Annotated in this window: 19 protein-coding genes; 8 read left to right on the top strand and 11 right to left on the bottom strand. The window is 55.2% G+C overall.

The window, feature by feature from the left end; translation table 11 throughout:
* Positions 1-29: 29 nt before the first annotated feature.
* The 5 genes from ACO06F_RS10060 to ACO06F_RS10040 all read right to left on the bottom strand — a co-directional run bounded on the left by ACO06F_RS10060 (position 30) and on the right by ACO06F_RS10040 (position 5046).
* Positions 30-1088 (bottom strand): sugar ABC transporter substrate-binding protein, encoded by a 1059-nt coding sequence (locus ACO06F_RS10060; protein WP_421696546.1) that lies wholly within the window; start codon positions 1086-1088, stop codon positions 30-32.
* A 192-nt stretch (positions 1089-1280) separates the two neighbouring features.
* The gene (locus ACO06F_RS10055) at positions 1281-2222 is read right to left on the bottom strand and encodes an ABC transporter permease (protein WP_421696545.1); all 942 of its coding nucleotides are present in this window, start codon (positions 2220-2222) and stop codon (positions 1281-1283) included.
* Between the two features lie 401 nt (positions 2223-2623).
* Positions 2624-4309, bottom strand: coding sequence for a recombinase family protein (locus ACO06F_RS10050; RefSeq protein ID WP_421696544.1), 1686 nt, complete (start codon positions 4307-4309; stop codon positions 2624-2626).
* Positions 4302-4751, bottom strand: a complete 450-nt coding sequence (locus ACO06F_RS10045) for a DUF2924 domain-containing protein (protein WP_421696543.1) — start codon at positions 4749-4751, stop codon at positions 4302-4304. The genes ACO06F_RS10050 and ACO06F_RS10045 overlap by 8 nt, the downstream gene beginning before the upstream one ends.
* A gap of 76 nt (positions 4752-4827) precedes the next feature.
* On the bottom strand, positions 4828-5046 hold the full coding sequence (locus tag ACO06F_RS10040) for a hypothetical protein (protein WP_421696542.1): 219 nt from the start codon (positions 5044-5046) through the stop codon (positions 4828-4830).
* 57 nt (positions 5047-5103) lie between these two features.
* Between ACO06F_RS10040 and ACO06F_RS10035 the strand changes: the two genes are divergently transcribed.
* The 3 genes from ACO06F_RS10035 (at position 5104) to ACO06F_RS10025 (ending at position 7040) form a co-directional block, all read left to right on the top strand.
* Complete coding sequence (locus ACO06F_RS10035) at positions 5104-5466, top strand: hypothetical protein (RefSeq protein WP_421696541.1); 363 nt, start codon at positions 5104-5106, stop codon at positions 5464-5466.
* Positions 5467-5492: 26 nt separating this feature from the next.
* Positions 5493-6431: a tyrosine-type recombinase/integrase gene (locus ACO06F_RS10030; RefSeq protein ID WP_421696540.1), complete on the top strand. Its 939-nt coding sequence runs from the start codon at positions 5493-5495 to the stop codon at positions 6429-6431.
* Between the two features lie 288 nt (positions 6432-6719).
* Positions 6720-7040 carry a hypothetical protein gene (locus ACO06F_RS10025; RefSeq protein WP_421696539.1) on the top strand — a complete coding sequence of 107 codons (321 nt, stop codon included), beginning with the start codon at positions 6720-6722 and terminating at the stop codon, positions 7038-7040.
* Positions 7041-7287: 247 nt separating this feature from the next.
* Here the strand turns inward: ACO06F_RS10025 and ACO06F_RS10020 are convergent, their stop codons facing one another.
* The 4 genes from ACO06F_RS10020 to ACO06F_RS10005 form a co-directional block, all read right to left on the bottom strand.
* Complete coding sequence (locus ACO06F_RS10020) at positions 7288-7644, bottom strand: YMGG-like glycine zipper-containing protein (RefSeq protein ID WP_421696538.1); 357 nt, start codon at positions 7642-7644, stop codon at positions 7288-7290.
* A 117-nt stretch (positions 7645-7761) separates the two neighbouring features.
* Positions 7762-8946, bottom strand: a complete 1185-nt coding sequence (locus ACO06F_RS10015; RefSeq protein ID WP_421696537.1) for a patatin-like phospholipase family protein — start codon at positions 8944-8946, stop codon at positions 7762-7764.
* A 243-nt stretch (positions 8947-9189) separates the two neighbouring features.
* Positions 9190-9606 carry a VOC family protein gene (locus ACO06F_RS10010; RefSeq protein WP_421696536.1) on the bottom strand — a complete coding sequence of 139 codons (417 nt, stop codon included), beginning with the start codon at positions 9604-9606 and terminating at the stop codon, positions 9190-9192.
* A gap of 642 nt (positions 9607-10248) precedes the next feature.
* On the bottom strand, positions 10249-10725 hold the full coding sequence (locus tag ACO06F_RS10005; RefSeq protein ID WP_421696535.1) for a cupin domain-containing protein: 477 nt from the start codon (positions 10723-10725) through the stop codon (positions 10249-10251).
* A gap of 115 nt (positions 10726-10840) precedes the next feature.
* On the opposite strand from ACO06F_RS10005, the gene ACO06F_RS10000 reads away from it, so the two are divergent.
* Complete coding sequence (locus ACO06F_RS10000) at positions 10841-11419, top strand: TetR/AcrR family transcriptional regulator (RefSeq protein ID WP_421696534.1); 579 nt, start codon at positions 10841-10843, stop codon at positions 11417-11419.
* Positions 11420-11643: 224 nt separating this feature from the next.
* Here ACO06F_RS10000 and ACO06F_RS09995 read toward each other — a convergent pair whose 3' ends face one another.
* Positions 11644-11796, bottom strand: a complete 153-nt coding sequence (locus ACO06F_RS09995; RefSeq protein ID WP_421696533.1) for a hypothetical protein — start codon at positions 11794-11796, stop codon at positions 11644-11646.
* Between the two features lie 498 nt (positions 11797-12294).
* On the opposite strand from ACO06F_RS09995, the gene ACO06F_RS09990 reads away from it, so the two are divergent.
* A complete protein-coding gene (locus tag ACO06F_RS09990) occupies positions 12295-12684 on the top strand; it encodes a DUF6481 family protein (protein ID WP_421696532.1) in 390 nt (129 codons plus the stop codon).
* 196 nt (positions 12685-12880) lie between these two features.
* Here ACO06F_RS09990 and ACO06F_RS09985 read toward each other — a convergent pair whose 3' ends face one another.
* Positions 12881-13384 (bottom strand): hypothetical protein, encoded by a 504-nt coding sequence (locus ACO06F_RS09985; RefSeq protein WP_421696531.1) that lies wholly within the window; start codon positions 13382-13384, stop codon positions 12881-12883.
* 1598 nt (positions 13385-14982) lie between these two features.
* On the opposite strand from ACO06F_RS09985, the gene ACO06F_RS09980 reads away from it, so the two are divergent.
* The 3 genes from ACO06F_RS09980 to ACO06F_RS09970 all read left to right on the top strand — a co-directional run bounded on the left by ACO06F_RS09980 (position 14983) and on the right by ACO06F_RS09970 (position 23212).
* Positions 14983-16305, top strand: coding sequence for an AAA family ATPase (locus ACO06F_RS09980; protein WP_421696530.1), 1323 nt, complete (start codon positions 14983-14985; stop codon positions 16303-16305).
* Positions 16305-16955: a 4Fe-4S single cluster domain-containing protein gene (locus tag ACO06F_RS09975; RefSeq protein WP_421696529.1), complete on the top strand. Its 651-nt coding sequence runs from the start codon at positions 16305-16307 to the stop codon at positions 16953-16955. Before ACO06F_RS09980 ends, ACO06F_RS09975 begins: the two co-directional genes overlap by 1 nt.
* 485 nt (positions 16956-17440) lie before the next feature.
* Complete coding sequence (locus ACO06F_RS09970) at positions 17441-23212, top strand: AAA domain-containing protein (RefSeq protein WP_421696528.1); 5772 nt, start codon at positions 17441-17443, stop codon at positions 23210-23212.
* Positions 23213-23219: the final 7 nt, after the last annotated feature.

The following is a 23219-nucleotide window of genomic DNA, read 5'->3' as shown; positions in this document are numbered from 1 at the left end:
GGGAGGGAGAGTTTCGTTGATGGTCATACTTACTTGGGAGGCTGCTTCAGATCATCATAGGGACGTGCACCTTTGGCCAAATCGGCAAAGTGTTCGGCCATATACTTTGCGTAGAATGTCTTCTGGACGGCAGCATCACCCTCCCGTGGCCTGAATTCTTCGACGTTAGCCGCGGTTACGATATCTGTTGGCACTTCCAGCCAGCCCGTGATTTTCTTGCCGGACTTGAGTTCCTCAACCAGTGCACGAACCGGCAGGTAACCTTGCAGATAGGGCTGCTGACCGGCGGATACGCCGATGAATCCTTTCGATATCGCCTCAAGGGTGGGTGTCTCGAGATCATATCCGGCCCCGAGCCACCCGAAGCCACCGCGTTCCTTGACCTGGCCAATATTGGGCGGATCCAGCGAACAGAGTCCTACCATGGCTACTGCATCGGGATTGGCCGTCGCTAGACTGTCCCAAATATTGTAGTTCTCGGTGTTGTCGAGCTTCGTGTCCCGGTCCTCGGTTAATGTATAACCTGCGGGGTCCAGGACAGAGTGAAGACCCTTGGAGCGTGCGTCCAATACCGGGTTGCCGGGGAAGCATGAGCCGATCACGATCTTCCCTGCTTTGGCGTCCTTGGCAGTCAGTTGTTTGAGAATTTCTTGCCCCAGCAGAACACCGGACTTGTATTCATCCTGGCCCACCCAAAGGTCGAGCTTGGAATTGATCGCGATGTTGTTTGAAGCGGCAAGAGGGATCCCTGCTTCAGCCGCGGTCTGGATCACTGTGTTCCATGGGTCGCCGCCGTTCGGGATGAGGGCGATGGCGTCATACTTGGCTTGAATCGCAGATTCCATGAAGGCGATGTGGGTTGGAACGTCGAAACCGGCCTCGCCAAAGACGTCGACCGTAACGCCGAGATCGGCGCCCGCATCCAAGGCGCCTTCCTTGATTGTCTGGGTGAAGTCGTTCAGGCCGTGCAGAACGTACGCGATCCGGAGCTTCTTGTCCTGGGCGGCCGTTGGGTCGGCCGATATCTGCATCGCAGTCAGCAACGCCGTGGCGAGGACGGCGAGCCTGAAAATCAATTTGGGTCTCATGCGTAATCCTCCTAGCTTATGTATTCTGTGTTCGTCATCTCATTCACGTCGGCTGCGTGTTTCAGCTTGTCATGCATGGTCCTCCCTGGATAAACCAAACGGCGAGTGTCTCTGGCAAACCATTCTCTGTCCTTCTCGTGTAGATCATCTCCTCTCGATTGCATTCCTTCAGTACGGCACGCGGGTGAACGGCTAGCTTGGGCGACGTTTGATCAGATAGTCGAGTGCGACGGCAAGAATGATGACAGATCCGGTCGAGACTGTGGCCCAAGCAGTGTCGATGCCAAGCAGCACCAGGCCGTTCTGGATCAGCCAGACGATTATGGCCCCAACGACCGCACCGATCACTGACCCCGAACCTCCGGTGAGCGCTGTTCCGCCGATGATGGTCGCGGCGATCACATATAGTTCCTGTCCTGGTCCACTCGCCGGATTGCCGCCGCGCTGAAAGGCAAGCAGCATGACTGCCGCGATGCCGACAATGAATCCCATCAGCCCCATGACCATGATCCGATATCGATTTACCCGAATACCGGCATAGTGCGCAGCTTGGCGATTACTCCCGATGGCCTGGACGCGGCGGCCGAATGCGGTGTGGTTAAACAGGAACCAGCCGAAGATGGCGACGCCGAACATGGCCCAGACGCTCATCCAAATGCCGAGGAAGCGCGCGCCCAGAACACTGAAAAACCAACCTGTCTGGTCGTATCCGGACACAGGCGACCCTCCAGACACGAATAGACCGAGGCCACGGTAGATGCTGAGCGTGCCTAGTGTGATGATGATTGTTGGAATCCGCAGTGCAACCGCGAGAATACCGTTGACCAGCCCACATGCCGTCGCCAGGAGAATCCCGGCAGGGATGATGAGAACGGGGTGATATCCCTCACGGAACATGACAGACATTGTGACGGAGGTGAACATGAGCAGAGCGCCGACCGACAGGTCGATATCTCCCATTGAAATCACGAAGACCATCCCGACCGCCATGATTCCGATATAGGAAGACTGGCGGAGGACGGAGACCAGATTATTCTGGGTCATGAAGGTGTCGGTCGTGAGAGTTAGGAACAGGCAGAGTCCGAGCATCGCGGCTATAACTCCGAATCCTTCGAAGCCGGTAATCGCACGCAATGTCGATTTCGTCCCTTCGCCCCGAGACGAGCTCACGGATGCTGCCCTTCGCGGGTCGCCGCATCGTTCATGGATTTCCGCCCATTAAACAGGCCCCGGACAGTTTTCTTGCGAGAGAGGTCAATTTTAAGCATTCTATCTCCACAACAATGACTTAGTCACCACCTACTGATGCCGCAAAGTAGGATCATCGAACTGACCAAGTGAATGCGCTCCCGCCTCAGACGTTTTGCTGATTGCCACAATCGAAATGCCACAAGGTGGGATAATGTTTTGGACCTCAGCTATAAAGTGTCAACCGAGACTTTTCGTGTGGCAGCGACCTGTATCTTTGTGGAACAATTTCCGCGAGGCGAAGCAGCATCTCGGTGGTGGCATGGGGCTTCGGTGCCGGGAGATGATCATCTCAAAAGTAAAGTGCGCTGTTCTTCCCAGGACATAGGCAATGGACAGCATCGCTTCAGTCTGGCCGTTGTCATAGACTGGGGTTGCCGCCCCTCAATGATCGCTTCAACAATGTCAGGCGCCAGAAATGCAAGCCTGATCCTGTCAGATATGAGCGTCGGGCTGCAGCTCTCGGCCTTGGCCAAATCCAGGACCGTCGCAAACCGGCCCGACGACAGTGCGTTGAACCACCGGATGGCCCGCAAGATCTCCTGAACAAGGCGGTGATCGGGTTCCACGCGGCCATCAGCGCTTTCCAGGACATTCTTGACCTCGTTTCCGCAACGGATGGGATGTCCCTCGATGGAGGCCTCGAGCGGCGTTACAGCAAGTGCGGTCCCCATCCTTGACGATATCAGGTCTAGGCGTTGGGTCAGCCAAGGGCGGCTGAAGATCAAGTGGATGGTGTTCTTGCTCAGTGCAATGTGGCGGAGCAGCTTCCGGACAGTCCCGGTGTTCTTCACAAGTTGCCTATCAAGGTCGTCCGCCAAGGCCTTTGAGTTCCGGAAGGTCGCCAGGCTCATACGCCCGCTTGCCACGTTTTCACCAACCCATTCACGGTCCCGGAAACGAGCGGCCAGTTCGCTGATAATGAACTTGTCAATTGCTGGTGCCGACACCCTTATCCTGGTGGCACCGTCCCTCCGATGCCGTCTCGAAGCCAGTGACATGGAAATGTAGTAGTTGTACTTCCTTCCATTCTTTACAGTGTGGTGAGTGTAGAGGGGTTCGCCTGAGATATCGAAGATGATCCCTCTTAGCAGAGACGGATAGGCCTTTGCGCGACGCATCTTCTCGCTGGCGGAGACTTCCTTGGCGAGTGTCTGCACAGCGTCGAAGAGAGGACGGTCAATGATAGCCTCGTGCCGGCCATTATAAACCTTCTGTTTGTGACGGATCATGCCAGCGTAGAGGGGATTGGTCAGGATCCTGTGCAGGGGATGCCAGGTGAATGGCACACCGCCGTAAACACGTCCGTCCTTCATGATCCTTTGTTTCGAGACGACGCCCGACTTCTGCATGTCCTTGCGGAGCTCGGCCATAGACCTGAGTTCCAGAAAGCGTCGGTATATGTGTCGAATGACCCCGGCCTCCCGTGGGTTCACGATCAGTTTCTTGGCGGGCGCGTCGTATCCGAGGGCTGGGTTTCCGCCCATCCAGATGCCAATACGGGTGGAGGACGCCCGCTTATCGCGTATGCGATCACCGGCCACTTCGCGTTCGAACTGAGCGAAGGTGAGCAGGATGTTCAGTGTGAGCCTGCCCATGGAAGATGCGGTATTGAACTGCTGAGTGACGGCAACAAACGACGCCTTGTTGTTCTCGAGGATCTCTGAAAGCTTCGCAAAGTCACGAAGCGAACGCGTGAGCCGGTCGATCTTGTAGATGACGATGATGTCTACCTCTCCGGCAGCCACGTCAGATAGCAGGTCCGCAAGTGCCGGGCGTTCGAGACTGCCCCCCGAGAATCCGCCGTCGTCATAGGCTTTCCGCGACCGAACCCAGCCCTCGTGCTTCTGGCTCAGAATGAAAGCGGCACAAGCGTCGCGCTGGGCAGCAAGTGAGTTGTAGTCCTGGGCTAGTCCTTCGTCTGAAGATGTCCTGGTATAGATCGCACAGCGGCGCGTGAGTGCGTCAGCCATTGAGACCCATCCGTCTCTTTGCTCTCAAGCCGAAAAAGACTGCTCCGGACCGGGGTGTTCCCGTGATCTTTCGGGCGACGGCGCTCAGTGACTTGAAGACTTGGCCCACGTAGACGAAGCGGCCATAGTCGATGGCCTGAACTTCGTGGATCTTGCCTCTGTACTCACGCAGAAGCTTGGTGCCGGGTTTCATGCGCTGAGCATAGCCGTAGCCCTTCTGCTCGATCTGATCCGACTGCAGTGAGGCTAGGTGGCGGATCGCGTCGCACCGGTCGGAGGCCTCAAATTCCAGCTCCTGTATCCGGTAGCCGATCGCCAGGCGGAGCAGCTTGCTGCTCATGTTGATTTCAACGTCACGGTTGAAATGCAGGTACCACTGCTCTCTGAGTTCAACGATATCCAGAAGCGGAAGGCGCTTCAGAAGCTTCTCGGCCTTCTCCATATAGCCTCCCTCTGGCAAAACAGCGGGAATGGTCCTTCAGCTCCAGGACCAATGGTCAGGTAGTAACCTTACGCTCTTAGCTATCCCAGCGCAGCCACTGAATGGGGCGGTCTCCCTTTTCGGCCGCCGTCCTCGCGACGATTGAGGCGAGTTCCTCTACAGTGTAGTTTGAGAAGGCAGCGCTCAGTGCCTCGGCCATCCACCGGATGTCCTTTTCGGTCAGTATGCCTGACGGTTTACCCAGCATGGCGTTGATCGCCACTTTCAGGGTCTCGATATCCAGCGTCGATGTCATTGCCCCACACTAAGAGTGGGCGCTGCCGAAAACAACCAGTCACCAGGGAGGAGCTGAATGTTCACGCACCGTTACACTGAGGTCGAACTAGCCGACCGTCAGTTCAGAAGGTCGATCCCGCCCAAGTGGGAGGTCTACTATCTGCTGCTGGCCAGAGGCCGGTGCTTCGGCTACCGGCGCACGCCCAAGTGTGGGGGGCGCTGGGTGGCCAGGTTGCGGGTAACTGTCGGTTGTTTCTATCGCGAATACAATATGGGCCTGGCTGACGATACCCGTGCCGCTGATGGCAAGAAGGTCCTCACCTTCGCGCAGGCCAAGCAGAAGGCATTGGAGTGGTTCGACTCGCCCGAGAACCTTCCCATCCGGGGGTGGAAGCCCAGGAGCGCGGATGGCGGTCTGACCTCATCGCCTGCCCGGTAGGTGACCGCTATACGATAACTCACGCGATGCAGGAATATTGCCAGTGGAAGAAGGACTTCGGCGCCAGGCAAAGCTTCCACGCAGCCGTTTCCCGGGCGAACGTCTACACAATCCCTCTTCTGGGACATATCCCGTGCGAAGACTTGACCCCCCAACATTGCAGGTCGTTGCTTCTCTACATTGAAGCATCCGTCCTTCGACGTGCGGGTGGTACTAGCCTCACTCAGGTCGATCCCCGCACGCTCGATCCGGAGGTGCGCCGCAAGCGGCGGATCACTGCCAACAACACCTTCACGGACTTGCGAGCAGCGCTCAACATGGCCTTCGGGGACGGCAAGATCAGGAGCAACGCCGGCTGGAGGAACGTTAAGATATTCCGGAGGGTGAACAAGGCACGCACCGACATTCTGACTTGGGTTCAAGCCAAAAGGCTCGTGGATCTTGCGACGTCTGAGTTCAAACGGCTCATTCTCGGGGCACTCTACACCGGATGCCGTCTCAGCGAGCTTTTCCAGATGAGGGTCGGTGATATCGACGCCAATCGCGCCGCGATCTACGTCCGGCCGGTCAAATGCTATCGTGGGCGTACGATCGCTCTACCGGACGAAGGCTATGAGTTCTTTAAGGCTCTTGCCGAAGGACACGACAACGACAGTCCCCTTATCCGCCGGAACCGCGGCTGGCCATGGACCACCGGATACGTTGCAGATAACTTCAAGCTCCTTGGCGAGAAGGTCGGGTTGCCGAAGAGCTTCGTCTTCCACTGTCTGCGCCACACCTATGCGTCCCTCTTGCTCAGAGCAAATACGCCCCCCATCGTCGTCGCCCGGCAACTGGGGCACCTGAACATCGAAACCACCTTGCGGATGTATGCGCATGTGACCGACGACTTTATGGATCATGAGTTCCGAAGCAGATACAAGCCGGGGTTCTTGACGGCGCCCGATTTGTTTTCATCGCCTTGAGGGCGTGTCGCCAGTCAAACGTTATGCGAACAAAAGAAGCGCCATTGGCCTGCCGATTCCATGCTCCACATCCGCTCCCTTCATACTGCACATCGCAGTTGAAATGCGCGGTCCAAAGAGGCATTGATGCGCTCGCTGCTATGCAGGCGGATGCGACTTAGTTGCTCCCCGTTCGTTGCCCGTCTCGACAGACCCGCGGCTGGTTAGGATGTTATCTACCTATCGCTGCGAGACTGCGTGACTTTGCATCGATGCAGCCGCCGACTGTTTGATGGAGAAAGCGCAGCGATGGGACGTGTGACAACGGTTGAAACGCTCCGCGGAGACATCCAGGTCTATTCAGATTGCCGAGTGGAAGTATATTCCGTGGAGCGCGAGTATGCCGAAGTCGAACCTAATTATCTCCGGCCGTCCGATTTTACGCCCGAGCAGTGGAAAGCACTGACGCTCGACGAGCGCTTCATTTCCGTGTGGGTCGACAGGCGCATCCTGGAGGAACGTGCAGAAGAACTCGAACGAAAACACAGCGAACACCAAGTGCTTCTTCTCGTGTGTTGCGTGGTCATTCTCGTGCTTCTCGTGGCATTGGCAATACTGTCGGTACGGTGAGCACGCGCGGCAGGTATCGTGTCCCGCAGGGAAGAGATTTTTAAATAAAACCCAAAAGCCTGCTCTGCCAATCGCTTAGGCCTTGGGCTGCAGAGAAGGCCATATTCCGCGCGAAGTTCGATGCCGGGCCGGTGTGGGTCGAGGATCTGCATGGACGTATAATTTCATTTGAACGCTCGATGGCTCGTTTCCACTGGAATTCTCCAGTGCCGTGTCCGGAATAACAGCAATCCAGGAGGGCGTCCGACTACCGTCTCACGCAATTGCGATATGAATAATTGTAGTACACGTTCCAGCGATTGGTGGATGCAAAAAGGCCCACTCCGCCGCCGATGAGCGCACCGCGCCCTGCATTCCGCCCGGTGTTTCGGCGGCTTTGGCTAGCAACTGCTCCAATGGCAGCTCCGCCCGCCGCGCCCCTTGCCGTGGTGCGCCTGGTATTGCGGTCGGCATAGCGGCGAGCCTCTTGTGAGCATTGCCTGCTGCGCTGGGCCGAAACGTTTGCGGATGCTTCAGTGGTGAATGAGACGTCAGGGGGCGCAAACGCTGCAAAAGCCACCAGGACTGATCCAATGATAGAAATCCGCTTGAGCACGGTGAACATGGTCGACCTCTGGATTTCTGAATCGCCAAAGCGTTAATATTATTCGTGCTCACGCGCTAGAGATAAGGGCATTCTCATCCCCATGAGTTACTCGTAATTTGATCTTTTGATGCAACGCTAGGGCGGTTGCATGGCCCAAGGAATGCCACCCCGACCCATCTCGAAACCCACCTTGTAAAGCGCCCTCATGAAGTTCGGATCGAAAGGCGCCGGTTCCTTCATCGTGAAGCTCTCTGGCACCCAGATAGCCTTGAAGAGAATTCCGTCACGTTGCGCATTGGCGTACATGCGGTACAGGTCACCCACCCCTTGGGACATGATAAGCGTGCTAATCGACCTACCCACGATCGAAGAGAGCCTTGGATTAACCATCGTATATTGCGGTACTGCTCTGCCGTTGCGAATTAGAAACAGGGTCCGTTTGACGCCCTGGTGCTGCAGCCGGGTGTCCCGCATCTTCACCGAGAAATTGGATGGGAACAAAAACGCCTGATTGGATGTGCCACCATCGACGTGCATTTCGTCGAAGGTCCTGCCATCAGCGACCACGGTGATATTTACCGGTGGAAAGACGCCAGGGATTGATGAAGAAGCAACGAGTATTTCCTGGATCAGCTTCTTGCGCCCTGGGACTCGGCTTGCTGCGATAGCCCCTATATCCCACACGACGGGGCGGCCAGCGTCGAGGTTGGTCGTGCCGACGAGCAACCTTCGCCCCTGGCTGTTCGCCCTCGCGATGTCGGCTACCATCTCGTCGGTTACGTAGCGAGCGACGAGGTTGCGGAGGGGCGTGTTGTCGGCGGCCGATACTGAACCGAGTATCCTGAGAACATGTCTTCTTCGGAAGACGTCCTCACCCGAAATCTCGGTATATGCCTCAGTGAGCCTATCGTCATATGACGGCCCCAAAAACGCGAAGGGCGCGATGAGGGACCCGGTCGAAACGCCCGTCACGACCGAGAATTCGGGACGCGTTCCTGCCTGTGTCCAGCCGGCGAGAAGGCCTGCGCCGAAGGCGCCGTTGCTGCTCCCGCCCGACACGGCCAGAAAATTCCGTGTAGCGGACGAGTTCCCATCGACCCTCTGCTGGTCGGCAATCTCGTTCAGCGCGGCGCTTGTCAGAGCGTCGCCGTCATCACCCCAGTAGCGGATCCGGCCATAACCCGGGAGTTCAGTGCGGCTGATCAGCGGCTCCGGCACCGGCTCGCGCAGCGAATCGATCGTAGGCCCTGCACACGCAGCGAGCGCCAATCCCAGAAGGACGACGAATTGGTATCGGATAAAACGCAACGCAGCATGCACCCCCACTTGCCTGGCTGTTATATTCTGGGATCTTCAGGCATGGAAACAATAAAGTGGTGCCCATGCGTATGCTCGCTCCGCTGATAAGAGTAGCTGACGCGGAACAATTTCTCTCTTTTGAACGCAAGAAATTCGCGTTGAAGTTTGCCGCTGATGCCAGAGTGCGAGCGTTCGCCACAAAACTGGTCGTCTGCCACGCAATTCTATTGGAAGATCGCCGATGACCTAAGCGGCTCCCTGTAACTAATCATAGTTGTATGGTGCCCGATTTATTTCGATGACGTTTCGCTCGGGATCCATCAGGAATACCTGGGGGAATCCGGCCATTCCGGTTCTCTTGAGAATGAGGCGTTTCGGGTGGTCGCCTTCAAAGGTCTCATCGTATCCATGGCTCTTCAGCGTCGCGACGGCCGCTTCGAAATCTTCCACCCTCAACGCGAAGTGAACATCGTCATTATCCACCGACTTCGCGGTACGGAAGTTCGCATGAGCATGGGCCGTGAGATGTATCTGGAGCGGCCCGACGGCGTACCAAACACCCTCGATCGGGAAAGGCGGTCTGGGTACGCGCCGCAGGCCCAGGACCGTCTCGTAGAACTCAGTGGAAACGGCAAGGTTGCTGGTGGGCACCGACACGTGGTGAAGAGCGAGTTCAAACATGGGCACTAGTCTCCGCAAGATCACCCAGTACGATCATGGCAAACCTCCAACGTAGCCGCAACGTTGCTTCAACAAGGTTGCCGAAACTGAAGCGCAGATAACTTGCTAGCCTATCGTAACCTGGCGGACAACGGAGAGCATTGCAAGAGTTGGGCATGGACATTTCATACCGTCGACCCAATCACAGCTGCTCTCGTTAGTGCTCGTGCTGTGGCACGAGCCTCTGCGCTGGGGCTCCGCAGCAGGCATTTGATGTTCATTTCGGCATATGTATCGCGACGAGTAAGTGAGGCGAGGAGGGCAACTATGTCGGATTACTGCGTATGGCGGCCTGGCCGATAACCCGCACTTGCCCACACGAAACTGTTGGCGGAGTGCCGCTTGCATCCAGAGCATTGCTGCGGGGACCGTAGAAGAGGGTGCGAGTTAACGATCGGGCTTCGGCAACTGCGCTGCGCGATAGTAGCTACCGGGCGCCGGAGTTTCAGGCAAGCTGCCGAGGCGCTCAATTTCAGACAGTCGACACTCTTGCGGATCGGCGGTTACAGGCACATCGGGCGGCCATGCAACGGTTGCCGTTCCCTTTCTCTGGTCAGCGCTTCACCATCTCTGTCCGCCAAGCGCTGACCCCAAGCCGTGCTGCTATCGCGGCAGCGGGCCGAGAATGGCGATGTTGTGCCGTTCAGCGGCCGCCAGCAGCAGCGCCATATCGGGAGCAGCCGGCGGCGTGTCGCACGGAACGCTCGTCTCGGCGATGAAATCGGCAAAGTCGCCTCCTGTTGTCATCAGAAGGATTCGTGCCGCCGAGCCGCCTTCGATGCGAAATCCGTGCGGAATGTTTCGCGGACCGAAGGCGAAGTCACCTGCCCGAAGCAGCATGCGGCTGTCTTCGAAGATCACCGACATCTGGCCATCGAGGACGTAGAAGGACTCATCCTCGGATCTGTGCACATGCCAGGGCGATTCGAAGCCAGTGGGTATGATCTGCTCGATCAGACTGAAGCGGCCATTGGTCAATTCCCGGTGTGCCTTGATCCAGGTCGGGAGACCGAGAAACCGGACTTCGCCGGCGCCGGTGGGGGAGGGCGTGGTCGTGGCAACGGAAGCAATATCGTTCATGGCGAGGTCCTCACTGGAATCTGGTGGCGCATTCGGGTATATTAGCGGAATAACAATTTCACGAAATATAGATATCGTCAATATGGAAGACCGAGCATCGCGGCGCAGCTATCGAATGACGGACCGTGCCAAGACCCAGGCCGAGACGCGGGACCGCATCGTGAGTGCGACGATCCAGCTCCATGACGAGAAGGGCGTTGCGGCAACGTCCTTTGTGGACATTGCCAGACATGCCGACCTCGGCGCGGCAACGGTCTATCGCCACTTTCCCAGCTTGGGATCACTGGTCGCGGCCTGCGGCGCGCATGTCTGGAAGGAGATGGATCCGCCGGTGCCCGAACGGGCATCAGAGATATTCAAGGACATTATCGACACGGAGGATCGTCTTCAGTGCCTTGTCGACGAGGTAGACCGATTCTACCGGCGTGGAGCGCTTCGGCTCCGGGCGGCCTATGCCGATAGACATCTCATCCCCGAACTGGACGCATTTCTGGGTGCCGTGGAGGCGGGCGTTGCCGCGCTTGTTCGTGAAGCCGTCAAGGGCGAATCTCTGTCCGACGCCGTGCTTCAGCTTGTGATCGTACTGATGGATTTTCCGGTGTGGACCTCGATGCAGACGGTAGCGGGCGACGACCTGGAGCGCCGACGGCTTGTCACCAGGCTGCTCGGCTGCGCCATCCGCTCGGGCCGGTGATCAGACGATCAACAGTTACAGCATCGATAGGAATGGTGCCTATCGCATGAAAATATCGGTTCAATGCTGTGAGAACCAACGCACCTATCAATGCGGCTTTAGAAAAGAACTCGCGCACACGCTGTCGCATCTCGTCCAAAAACGTGATCAACGGTTCGTGACTGCGGTATACCTGGATCACTGCTTCGGTGAATGAAGGGCAGCGGCAGTAGAACTAACTTTATTTAGTCAAGATAGGAATCCATGCCACCCTTAAGAGCACAAATGGCCGAGACGATCGTCACCTTGCCACATTCTGCCGCCTTCGCAATCACCGCACTCCCGGCGTTAAACTGAGCGGCGGTACGCTTTGCGCTCTCCTTGGTCGTGTTGGTCACGAAGTCTCCAGCCTGATTTCCGACCGCTGGGGCTGCTGGATTGTGGCTATGCATTTCATCTATCCGGCGCAGCTCAATCCCATTGTGGAAACTTGCGGCGGACCAGAGACGCCGCCGCAGGTGACGTATTGTGGATGAAAGTAGTATGTCGAGACGCAAGGCCAGTTCAAGCGCGAATCTTGTGTCACCATCTCGAAGACCCAATTTGAAGAGGTCCCTAATCCGCTCCACTCGATCGGCTGTTGACGAGACGGATACGACTGCGCCCGCTCACTGCATAGAGCCGGGTGGCAACCTGAGCGGAGTCCATTTCAAGGCACCCACAAAGATACTAACCGGCGGCGCTAAGGAGTCCTGCCGCCCCCGCCACGCATACGCCGGGGAAAAATCGTTGATGCCTCGAAACCCTTGTCTTCAACTATCCGATGACAGTTGGGCGCTGAAACTGAAAACCTAGCCTTGAAGTTTGTGGAATAATTGACTCAGAGCTGCTATCGCATGCGGATGAAAAAATCCGACACCTTTACTGAACGCCGACAGGAAGCCGAAGCCGCCAAGGCCCGCCAGTTAGACAAATTCAAAGCGCGGTCTGACGTTGACAGTGAGGAGGCCGCGAAGCGCGCTGCGGCGCGGCAGGAGCAGAGTACTGCCCAGGCCGAGCGCAAGGCGACGGCAGCACGCCAGAAGGGCGTACAGGCGGCCAGACTCCAACTGGAAGCGGATGCTGCCGAGGTCATTCGGCAGCAGATCGCGGAAGAAGTCGGGATCGCCGCCGAACAGCAGAATGCGAAAGCTGCTGCGGACATGGCGGCAAAGGAAACGCTCGATGAAGCTGCCCGCAAGACTAAGCGCGATGCGCGATATACCAGTCGGAAGGCACGGCGTTAATACACTGACAAGAGTATCGAGAGTGAGTGAAAGATCTGCAGCTGTGCGTGTGGTTAGTCGCACGGAGCATGTAGAGTACGCGCGTGTCGCCTAAGAGATCGTTCGGTGTGGCGACGATGTGGCTTTTGACCACTTTTGCCATGTATCCGGATTGTAGTGATGAAGCAGCCGGCTCGCAGTGCTTTTGAAAATCATCTCACGAACAGGCCCGAAGTTTGGCTTTCGGATGAATGAAAGCCATCTGACGAAGTCGGCGAGAATCTCCAGATTGATTACGAGCCTCGGACAGTATAAAAAAGCATTCCTGATTAAGACGTAGGGGGTGCGGAATGAAGGGTCGCTCGTCCCAGAAACGTTCGGCGATGTCGCTGGCGATGGCGAAAGCCAAGGCGAATGCGAAGGCGAGGAAAAAGACCTCAAAGATCACGCGCGCCACATCGGCCACAGCGACAAGGAAACCTCCCGGAAAATCGGTCGCGGGGAATGCAAGAAGGCGTCCTGCAGTAGTCAAGAGAAGAGCAACTGCGGCAAAGTCAACTAGGCGCAGTGTGCTGGAAGAAATCAAGAATGATGTTACCACTCTAAGCCGGGAGATTGCGGCCCTTGCAACTGAAGTGAAATCCCTGAATGAATGGAAGCGTTCATTCACGAACACAGCAGAGGACAGTGATTCAAACCATCGCCAAATCACTGTCTCCATGTGGAAGCAAGGCCCTGCAGGATTCGGGAAAGTGAATCTCTCCGGGGCCGGTCCTCAGTCGAGTTTTGAGGGACGACTTAGAAAACTAGAGGACAAAGCTGAGGAATTCGCTCGCCAAATAACAAATGCATTAATTATAGTAAACAGATTTGAGAATAAGATGGGCGGAGGCTCACCAAGAGACTCAGGGTCCTTAGGGTCAGCCATGGGTAGAATCGAAAACAACCGAAGCCCAATCGATGCAAATGCTGCGGGTATTCTCAAGAGCAAATGAAATCAGCCGTTGCCCACGCGACGTGGCCTAGTGGGACCACATTTCCCCATTCACCAGAGTCTTGCGCGAGGCGGACCCGGCGGGTCGGGGCATGGTCCAGTTGAACTGGAGGTAGCGGGAATTTGGCTCAATGTGGCCTTTGCTGAGTATTGCCACTGGACGGTTTCTTCCCTTGTGTTTAGGCCTCAGACTTTCTCCAACAGTATGGCGCAGCCCCCATTTTCGCGCGCAGCTTTCGAAAACCAATACCTGCGACCGTTCCGCGGGTTCGAATCCTTCTCGCTCCGCCACTTTACCGGTGCGAGCTCCCACATAGCCCCCATGAGCTCCACAATTCCTCTTGGTTTCACAAGGGTTTGGCAGGGGCGCCCGTACTTCTGAGATCGCCGGAAGGCAGAGGGACGGTCTCAGAGGCGCTTCCGTCTCATTCCGACCGGACTTCGGTTGAATCAGTGCGGTCGAAAAATATTGTGTTGGATCAGGTGGTTAAATCTATTGAGCCTCCGAACTTTTGTGCGCGGCGCTTTCGTAACCTGATGGGATTACAAATCACGTTTCCGCAGGTCCGGTTGGCAAAGGGTCTAGGATGAAAGTTGGGTCTAAAGACATCAAGGCCAATCCGCCGCCAGGCGCCGTACCAATTAACCTAGCCTAATGAATAGAGGATATCGTACTGAGGGTACCGAGGCTTTGCGCCAGCCAAGAACTCTATAAAGATGTATTCTACCATCCAAAGTCTTGTGTAGTATGCCAAACATCGTTGGTTTGGGAGGTGGATTTGGAGGTAGCCGAGCAATTCGAGCGTCCACGTTGGCTACGTGATTTACTCCGCTTTCTACCGTTAAAATCACAATTCCTATTGTCCGGAAACATTAGGGATCTGCAGCTATCTGAACTTTTGGCGGGAAAGATTGCCCCAGTCAGCCTGTCGTCGGCTGTTGCGAGCGAACTTAGAGCATATGGTTACGGCCAAATCGTCACCTATGATCCAATCACGGGTTTTCGTGTCGCTCAATCTTTGGGGGAGACGTCGGCCACAAATAGCGAACTACTTCAACAACTTGGTCTCACCGTGGGGCCTGATGGAAGTTGCCCTGCAGGCTTGGAACTCTTTGGTGAAGTCCTACCCCGGATAGTAAACTGGAATGCCGGAGCACCCCTTGCTCTAATCGCTGATTTCGCTTCCAGGCTAATCGTGCGTAGTGAAACGCTGTCACCGGGTGAGCATCACACCTTCAGTCGGGCATTGGTCCTTTCTCAGCAAGCCAGGGCCCGTCCTCACGGCAGTCCCCCCCGCCCATTCTTTAACTCAGTCATTTGGGTAGTGGACAAGGAAGGCGATCTCCCGGATTGGCTTGTTATCGACAATCCCAAGCTACGACACATCCCGGTATCTAAGCCCGACAACAAGGTTCGCAGGCATCTAGCTGCTGCTCTCATCCGAACATTGGAGGGCGCCTCAAGTGCGACGCCGGAGAAGCGGGAGGAAGCCCTACGGTCACTAGTAGATCAAACAGAAGGCCTCCTGCTCGCGGACATGGCATCGATCGCTCAGTTAGGACGATCGGAGGGTCTGGATCTCTCGAGAGTAGCAGATGCGGTTCGCCGCTATAAAGTTGGAGTGACCGAGGATCCTTGGACAAGAATAGATCGAGATAAGATCCAGGCCGGAGAGGCATACCTACGAAATCGGGTAAAAGGTCAGGATCTGGCAATAACTCACGTCCTCGACATTACCAAGCGAGCTGTAACAGGTGTCGGAGCATCACGCCGCGGCAGTCGCCCTCGCGGAGTTGCGTTCTTGGCTGGTCCTACGGGTGTGGGAAAAACAGAACTTGCGAAGTCACTTACCAGCCTCCTCTTCGGAGACGAGTCTGCGTATGTGCGATTTGACATGTCAGAGTTCTCGGCGGAACACTCTGATCAAAGGCTTATCGGCGCGCCTCCTGGCTACGTTGGATACGACGTCGGTGGAGAGCTCACAAACGCCATTCGCGAAAAGCCATTCTGCGTTCTTCTGTTTGATGAAATCGAGAAGGCTCACCCCCGAATACTAGATAAGTTTCTTCAAGTCCTAGATGATGGAGTCCTAACCTCAGGTCGAGGGGATCGTGTTTACTTCTCTGAGACGTTCATAATCTTTACTTCGAACCTTGGAATTTATCGCTCCGAACCTGACGGTACTCGTGTTGCCAATGTCAGCAGTTCTGATTCCTATGATGAGGTTCGGCGGCGAGTTAAAACAGAAATTGAGAGACATTTCAAAATAGCGCTGAACCGGCCGGAAATTCTAAACCGGATTGGCGACAACATTCTCGTTTTTGACTTCATAAGGGGTGCGATTGCTGAAGAAATATTTGACGGAATGCTGCGTTCCGTCACTCAAGACATTTTTCACTCCCAAGGAATCGAAATTGAAATTTCTACTTCGGCTCGAACAACCCTGAAGGAGCTCTGTTTGTCTGATCTCTCAAATGGAGGTCGCGGCATACGCAACAAGGTTGAGTTGCACCTAATAAATCCCTTAGCACGCGCACTTTTCGATACTCGGGCGGAGCGAGGCACAAATCATCGTATTGATCGGTTGTCTTCGAGTAGCGCAGGCGTCACGGAGCTAGCGCTGACTGGAGTGAAGAGTTCTGCTTGATGGAAGCCAATGTCTTGCACTTATCTCGCGTTCACTTCCCGGTTACCACTCTCGGGCCGGGTAACCGCATAGGTATCTGGTTTCAAGGCTGCTCCATAAGATGTGTTGGATGTATCTCTCTGGATACATGGGATCTTAATCGCGGGAAAACTACTGTTGAAGAAGTTTTACGTATTGTGTCTCCTTGGGCGAGCAACGCTGACGGCGTAACTATTTCGGGAGGGGAGCCGTTTGATCAACCGGACGCTCTTTTGAATCTCTTAGCCCAAATACGACTCATTCATTCTGGTGATGTTCTCGTCTATTCGGGTCATCCCTTGGAAAGTTTGCCGCTGTCACGTTTTGACGGGCTAATTGACGCAATTATCAGTGACCCCTTCCTTCTTTCTGCGCCGCAGACCATCGGACTTCGCGGAAGTGACAACCAGCGTCTATTCAGGCTCACGGAACTCGGGAACAAGCGGTTCTCAGAGGCCGCTGTGAGCGAAGCTCAAGTTGCGCAACGCATTGACATCTTGTTTGACGATGAAAGTGGCGAAGTCTTTCTTGCCGGTATTCCAAGGCGCGATGACCTAACTCGACTTAAGGATCTTCTGGAAGTAGCAGGACATCGCGCCCTGACTACCGAAGATACAAAGAGGCGCTTATGAATTCGGGCCAACTTATTCGACATTGCCCCAATTGTGGATCGGAGAGGCCGATTACTGAGCTGCTCTGTGAGAACAATTTCAATGGATCTGTCTGCAGTTGGCCCTTGGCCGACGTAGAAATATTAGACCTAAGTGTTTCCGCAAAATCGGCTGCCAGCAAGAGCCAAACGAAGGTGGACCGCCGGTGCACTTCTGGCCACTCAATGGCGCTGGGCGACCAAATTTGCATGATTTGTGGCGCGGATGCGGTCGAGCAAGAGGCAAACGCGGCCACCACAGAATCAGTCACCCAGGTAGAGACCACAGTAACTTTCGATGGCCCAACTAGGATAGGACAGTGGGAGCTACGGCGTCGACACCCAGACCTGCCGGCCGATCTGCCATTCGAGCGTTTTGACGCATCTGATAGTACCAGGCAAGCTCTTCTTACGCTATATCGACTGGGTTCGGAGCCCGATCCAGCGGTGCATGATGTTCTCAAGCGCATGCCACTCGATCATATACCGGAGTTAATTGAAACCGGGCGTTATCAAGGGCGGGCATATGAGGTCACTGAACAAATAGCAGGTGGACGGCTCGGAGATCTCCCTTTTGCGGGCTCGGAAGCGCCCGATCGCATTCGGCGCATTGTAGATGAGTTGGGTCGGGCTTTGGCTAGCTTCTCAGAAGTGGGCCTCCGCCATCGCGATCTCAATCCAACAAACATTGAGTACCGAACGCTCGATCCTCTTGATCTTGTGATCACCGGCTTTGGATCAGCCAGGTTATCCGATTTTGATCTAGAGGCCATCGCCCCCCTCGAGCTAACGCGCTACTCCGCTCCCGAAGCAATAGTAGGAGCCGTGAGTGCCGCATCTGATTGGTGGTCTCTTGGAATGATCCTCCTTGAGCAGGCAACATCAGGTCAATGTTTCAACGGCGTCAATGATAGGGCCTTTCGGTTACATGTGGTTACCCGAGGTGTGGATATTCCGGAAGAGGTCGAGCCAGAGCTTAAGGTTCTTCTGAATGGGTTGCTCACCCGCGATCCGCTTAGGCGTTGGTCAACAAGTGAAGTGAGGGCATGGCTAGCGGGCGATTTCGATTTAACTGCTGATGCACCAAAAGTGTCCTCTGGGGCGTCCGGTCCATCCCTGGGGTTGAACGGTCGTAGCTACAACCGCCCTGAAACGTTCGCGTTGGCAGCAGCTGAGGAAGCCAACTGGGATCAAGCGAGAGAGCTAGTCCTTCGAGGATCTGTCACCACTTGGCTGGATGAGCAGAATGCAGATACCAAAGTAATTGCTGAGGTTCGTCGCATTTCTCAGGACGAAAGCCTGAGAGAGGATTTTCGCCATGCGGTATCGTTGATGGCTCTCAATCCCTCTCTCCCTCTCGTAATGAGAGGAGAAATCGTTACGCCTGCGTGGCTTCTTGCGAATCCTGATACTGCTTACGAGGTCATCAAAGGTTCTCTAACGCGGCATCTGGAACGGATGCAGCGTGAAGCATGGATTGTGCGCCTAGGTGCTCGCTCGGAGACTGTCAGAGAGAGAGCCAAGTTACTGGAAGTGCAATTGGACGAGGAGAGGTTAAGAATTCTTCTTCTCGCAACGTCACGGGCAAATCTTGAGGCAGAACGAGAGTCTCTAAGGCAGGTGTATCCCGACACACCGCATGCCGGACTGGCATCAATTATGGAAAGAAGTCGCATATCAGACGAAGATCTGATTGTTCTTCTTGGAGCCAGTGTTGAGCAGTTTACACCACTAGGTCAGTTAGTATCCTCGGCGGAGGAGTTAGCGGGGCGGCTTCAGATTGAATTGAAGTCAGACGACACAAGCTCTCTATTTACCACCTCCCGGCGGGAGATATTTAATCTGGTCGAGGCAAGGATAGCGAATTTTGCGCGCTGCGGCGTCGAGCGAATTGACGAGTGGGCGGATACATTTCGGCTCGAACGCCGTATGGCATTGCCCCGCGCTGCGGTTCTACTCTCAGTGCCGACCCCGCAATGGTTGGAGCCGCCTAAGCAGCAGTACGTGTCGACACTTCTTTCGCATTTCGAGAAGCGGGTGTCGGGCGCCGTCTCCAGAGGCCCATTAGCGCGATTCTCTATCGGCAAGACGACGCCAAGGCTCGATCTCATGGAGTTGGGAACCGGTCTCCGACCAGCCGAGGCAATACTAAATCATGTACTCACCAGAACTGAGGTGCCCGTTCAGTTGGATCCCGCCGGATATATGGCTGAAGAAGGTCGAGAAGGCCGGCTCCGTCGACTCATAAACCATGCGGCGACCTTCAGGAGAGACACCGGTCTTGATGGGCGCACGTTGGGCTTCCCGTTCTTGTCAAAGAGAGAAGCCAAAGCAGATGGGAGTTCAGAGGCACGCCCCAGGCTAACGCCGGTGTTGCTGTGGCCAGTCGTTATCGACTTTCCACCGGGTTCGTCAGTAGTGAGCATGGCGTTTGATCGTGAGCGAGAGGAGGTGCGGCTCAACCCCGCATTGGAAAGCATCATTGGAGCCCAGGAGTTCCAGAAGTGGAGAGCTGCAAGAGATGAATTGCTGGGTCGATCTGCAATCAAAGTCGCGGACGTTCTTGATACATTCGCCACGTTTGTTATTTCCAATGCCAGAACGCTGGGGAAATTACCTTCAAAAGATAAGAAGGTCGCAATTGGCTCGGCGGAGTTAATAGCCGCCGCCGCGATTTTTAATGCTGAGTTTACGGGGCAGTCTCTGGCGGAGGACTTGCGACAGATGACGAGAATGCCGCCAGCTGGCTCGGCACTTGAAGCGGCGATCAGGGTCTCAAGTGAGCCGCCCTCCTCTGAGAAGACGCAAAACAGACCAGAGACGGAAAATTTTACGGTCGCTGAAAGCGATCCCTCTCAAAGCGCCGCTGTTCAGCAGGCGAGAGCTTCGGTGGGATTGCTTGTTGAGGGGCCGCCTGGAACAGGTAAGAGCCAAACGATTGTAAATGTCGTGTCAGATGCAGTTGGGCGAGGAGAATCCGTTCTCGTAATTTGCCAGAAGCAGGCAGCGCTCAAGGTAGTTCATAAGCGCCTCGCAGCTGAAAAGTTGGAGGAACGGGTCTTTATGGTCTCGGATGCAAACCGTGACCGAGAGACTATTCTAAAGAGTCTCCGTGATCAGATATCTAGCGTCCATGGGGGGCAACAATCGGACCTCACAGCACTCCGCCGCAGGCGGGAGGACGTAGCTGCAAGAATCGAAAAGCTTGAAGCCGAGATCGATAGACAGCATCAGTCAATCTACAGTCCCCATCCGCGGACAGGGCTGCATTATCGTACAGTGGTGTCCGAGCTGATTGGCATAGACACCCAAAAGTATGTAAACGCACCCGGACTAAGAGGCGTTCTAGTGGACTTGTCACCGACTGAGTTGTCGGGATTAGAAGAAGAGGTATCGGCGGTTGGCAATCTTTGGCTGGCCGCCTCATACGAGAGCAGTCCACTTAGCGTGCTTAAGCCTTTCGCGGCGGATGCGGCTGTCAAAGAAGTGTTCGTGAGGGCTATTGCAGCATTTCACGCCGCAGAGAAGAACCGCGAGGCGATACTGTCCTACACGGACGGCGCTCTAGAAGTAGATGATCCGACGCCCAGCAAGGAATGGCTCTCCAAGGAAGGCCAGCTGCTAGAGAAAATGCCGGAGGCCGTAAGGCAGGGCATCGCAGAGTGGCTCCAATTGTTCATGAACGGTGAAAGTCTGCCTCGGGGACTTGTCGCCATCAATGCTGTCAAGTTGGCAAAAAATCAGCTCAATTCTCTGGAGCGAAGGGATCACGTAGAGACTCTGTACGGGTTCCTAGTGAAGGAGACGGATGACCAGCTAATCCAACTGTGTGCAGACGCAAAGCGAACCCTGCAAAAGGCCTCACTCTTTGCTCGGTTAAACCCAGGTCGTTGGTCGGCCCGTCGTCGCACCCGAACGGCATTGGAGAGTTGTGGAGAAGTGGATAGGGCGCCTCAGATGGAGGCTCTTCTCAAGGCAGCACAGCTGGAGTTGGATCTGCGGCCGATAAGACGGTCAATGGAGGCTGTACGACGGCTGTTCGGATCGGAGGGCTATCAAACAGCTCCTGCAATTGATGACCTAAAGCATGATGTATCGGAGATACTTGACGTCCTCATCCCGGTTTCCGTGGCCTCGGAAGCAGTTCAGAATTGTCCCTTCAAGGCCGAGGCAGTCGCAGCGGGTCTGTCGGGTCAAGAGGCTTCATTTAAGAATCTCTTCGAGCGCATGAAAGGGGCACTTGTTCGCTTTGAGGCTCGCGTAACAAGTAGGCAGTCAATTGAACCACTTGAGGCTTGGATCGAGCCTGGGACAACCGAGAATTGTATCAATCAGATATATAACAATCGATCAAACACACTATTGCTGGATGGCCTCATATCAAGACTGGAGACCCTTGAAGCTTACCAGAGGTTCAGGACCAGAACGACCCATCTGGCTCCGGTTACACTCAAAGCGTTGAGCATTCTTAGAGAGAGGGAGGTCGATCTTCGCGGATTTGAAGGGACAAAGCTATCGCATGTCATGCGTGCAACAGTACGTCGGGAAGGCTGCCTAGCTTGGAAGGGCGAGATGGAAACGTCTAATCCTGATCTTTTGATTGAGCATGATGAGATATCACGAAAGGTCCTTTTGCTAGCATCGCTCGATGACGAAATGCGCGACTTAAATAGAAGCCTTCTACGCAGAGACATAGACCCGGGAAAAATTGGTAGTGCAAACGCTTGGGACGACATTACCAGATTGAGAGGACCACGAGCTCGGCGTCTTCGGGAAATCTTGGATCAGGGTAAGGATATTGGACTTATGCATCTTAGGCCCGTTTGGCTGATGAACCCAGATGTTGCGAGCCGTATACTCCCACTGAAGAAGGCGCTCTTCGACCTCGTCATTTTTGACGAGGCATCCCAGATGCCCGTTGAGCATGCCGTGCCTTCGCTATTCCGGTCTTCAAGGGCATTTGTAGCAGGTGACGAAAAGCAAATGCCGCCCTCTAACTTCTTCTCTGGACGTTTGGAGGACGATGATGAGGACATCGCAGACATCGAGTCGTTTGATGATGGGGCAACCGAGGCTGAGCGAGCGGCTCAAGAAGACAAGTGGAATCGACGGGAAGTGAAGGACTGTCCAGATCTGTTGCAGCTCGCTCGAGGTGTATTTCCTTCTGCAATGCTGCAAATACACTATCGATCACGATACCGAGAGTTGATCGGCTATTCAAATTCAGCGTTCTACAAAGGTGAGTTGAGCGTGCCAGCTAGGCACCCTGATAATGAGGTTAGGAGAGCGCGACCGATTGAGGTTCTCAGAGTGGATGGCGTCTACGAAGATCAGACTAACGAAGGCGAAGCGTCAGCTGTCGTAACCTGGCTTTCCGATTTGTGGTCACGAGACGCGCAACCCCCGAGCGTCGGAATTGTTACATTCAATCGCAAACAGGCGGATCTTATTGAAGAACTCGTAGAAAAGCGCGCAGAGGAAGATTCTGCATTCTTGCGATCGTTTAGTCGGGAGCGCGATCGAGTGCAGTCTGGGGAAGACATGGGGTTCTTCGTCAAGAATGTCGAGAATGTGCAAGGCGATGAGCGCGATATTATTGTGTTTTCGACGACATTTGGTCGGGACAAACATGGTACATTCAGAAGGTTTTTTGGAGTTCTTGGGCAAACTGGCGGTGAACGTAGGTTGAACGTCGCGGTTACGCGCGCCAGAGAGAAAGTCGTTTTGGTGACATCAATGCCAATTGGTGATGTGTCTGACTGGGCGACAAGTGGGCGCATGCCTAACAAGCCGCGGGATTACCTACAGGCGTATTTGCAATATGCCGAGAGAATGAGCAGTGGAGATTTGGAAGGTGCTCGAGGTGTCTCTGTCAGGTCCGGTGGCCGAATGTCAGGGCAAAAGCCTGCCCGCTCCGTTAGTGACGACAGCTTCAAGGCGTCTGTTGCGGAGTTTGTGCGAGAGTTAGGTTATGAGCCAGTAGCGTCGTCCGAAGATGATGCATTCGGTATGGACTTTGCCATTGAGGACAGACGAACAGGGTTGTTCGGCTTTGGCATAGAGTGCGACGCGCCCAGGCACCCTCTGCTCTCAAAGGCGCGAGCCAGAGAAATCTGGAGGCCTCGAGTGTTGAGCAAGGCAATCCCTGTAGTACACCGGGTTTCGTCAACTGCGTGGTATCATAGACCTACTCATGAGCGAGAGCGCTTGCGGACTTCTTTGCGATCTGCGCTGGGCTGAGGAGGGG

It is taken from the genome of Aestuariivirga sp., from assembly GCF_965227715.1.
In the GTDB taxonomy this organism is placed as follows: Bacteria; Pseudomonadota; Alphaproteobacteria; order Rhizobiales; family Aestuariivirgaceae; genus Aestuariivirga.
The sequence above is the reverse complement of the archived record's forward strand: the minus strand, read 5'-3'. Positions and strand labels throughout refer to the sequence as shown.

Bases quoted from the DNA above. Each gene is read 5' to 3' on its own strand.
- ACO06F_RS10060 (WP_421696546.1), bottom strand. From the start codon at position 1,088: ATGAGACCCAAATTGATTTTCAGGCTCGCCGTCCTCGCCACGGCGTTG.
- ACO06F_RS10050 (WP_421696544.1), bottom strand. From the start codon at position 4,309: ATGGCTGACGCACTCACGCGCCGCTGTGCGATCTATACCAGGACATCT.
- ACO06F_RS10045 (WP_421696543.1), bottom strand. From the start codon at position 4,751: ATGGAGAAGGCCGAGAAGCTTCTGAAGCGCCTTCCGCTTCTGGATATC.
- ACO06F_RS10040 (WP_421696542.1), bottom strand. From the start codon at position 5,046: ATGACATCGACGCTGGATATCGAGACCCTGAAAGTGGCGATCAACGCC.
- ACO06F_RS10035 (WP_421696541.1), top strand. From the start codon at position 5,104: ATGTTCACGCACCGTTACACTGAGGTCGAACTAGCCGACCGTCAGTTC.
- ACO06F_RS10030 (WP_421696540.1), top strand. From the start codon at position 5,493: ATGCAGGAATATTGCCAGTGGAAGAAGGACTTCGGCGCCAGGCAAAGC.
- ACO06F_RS10025 (WP_421696539.1), top strand. From the start codon at position 6,720: ATGGGACGTGTGACAACGGTTGAAACGCTCCGCGGAGACATCCAGGTC.
- ACO06F_RS10020 (WP_421696538.1), bottom strand. From the start codon at position 7,644: ATGTTCACCGTGCTCAAGCGGATTTCTATCATTGGATCAGTCCTGGTG.
- ACO06F_RS10010 (WP_421696536.1), bottom strand. From the start codon at position 9,606: ATGTTTGAACTCGCTCTTCACCACGTGTCGGTGCCCACCAGCAACCTT.
- ACO06F_RS10005 (WP_421696535.1), bottom strand. From the start codon at position 10,725: ATGAACGATATTGCTTCCGTTGCCACGACCACGCCCTCCCCCACCGGC.
- ACO06F_RS10000 (WP_421696534.1), top strand. From the start codon at position 10,841: ATGACGGACCGTGCCAAGACCCAGGCCGAGACGCGGGACCGCATCGTG.
- ACO06F_RS09990 (WP_421696532.1), top strand. From the start codon at position 12,295: ATGCGGATGAAAAAATCCGACACCTTTACTGAACGCCGACAGGAAGCC.
- ACO06F_RS09985 (WP_421696531.1), bottom strand. From the start codon at position 13,384: ATGGAGACAGTGATTTGGCGATGGTTTGAATCACTGTCCTCTGCTGTG.
- ACO06F_RS09975 (WP_421696529.1), top strand. From the start codon at position 16,305: ATGGAAGCCAATGTCTTGCACTTATCTCGCGTTCACTTCCCGGTTACC.
- ACO06F_RS09970 (WP_421696528.1), top strand. From the start codon at position 17,441: ATGCCACTCGATCATATACCGGAGTTAATTGAAACCGGGCGTTATCAA.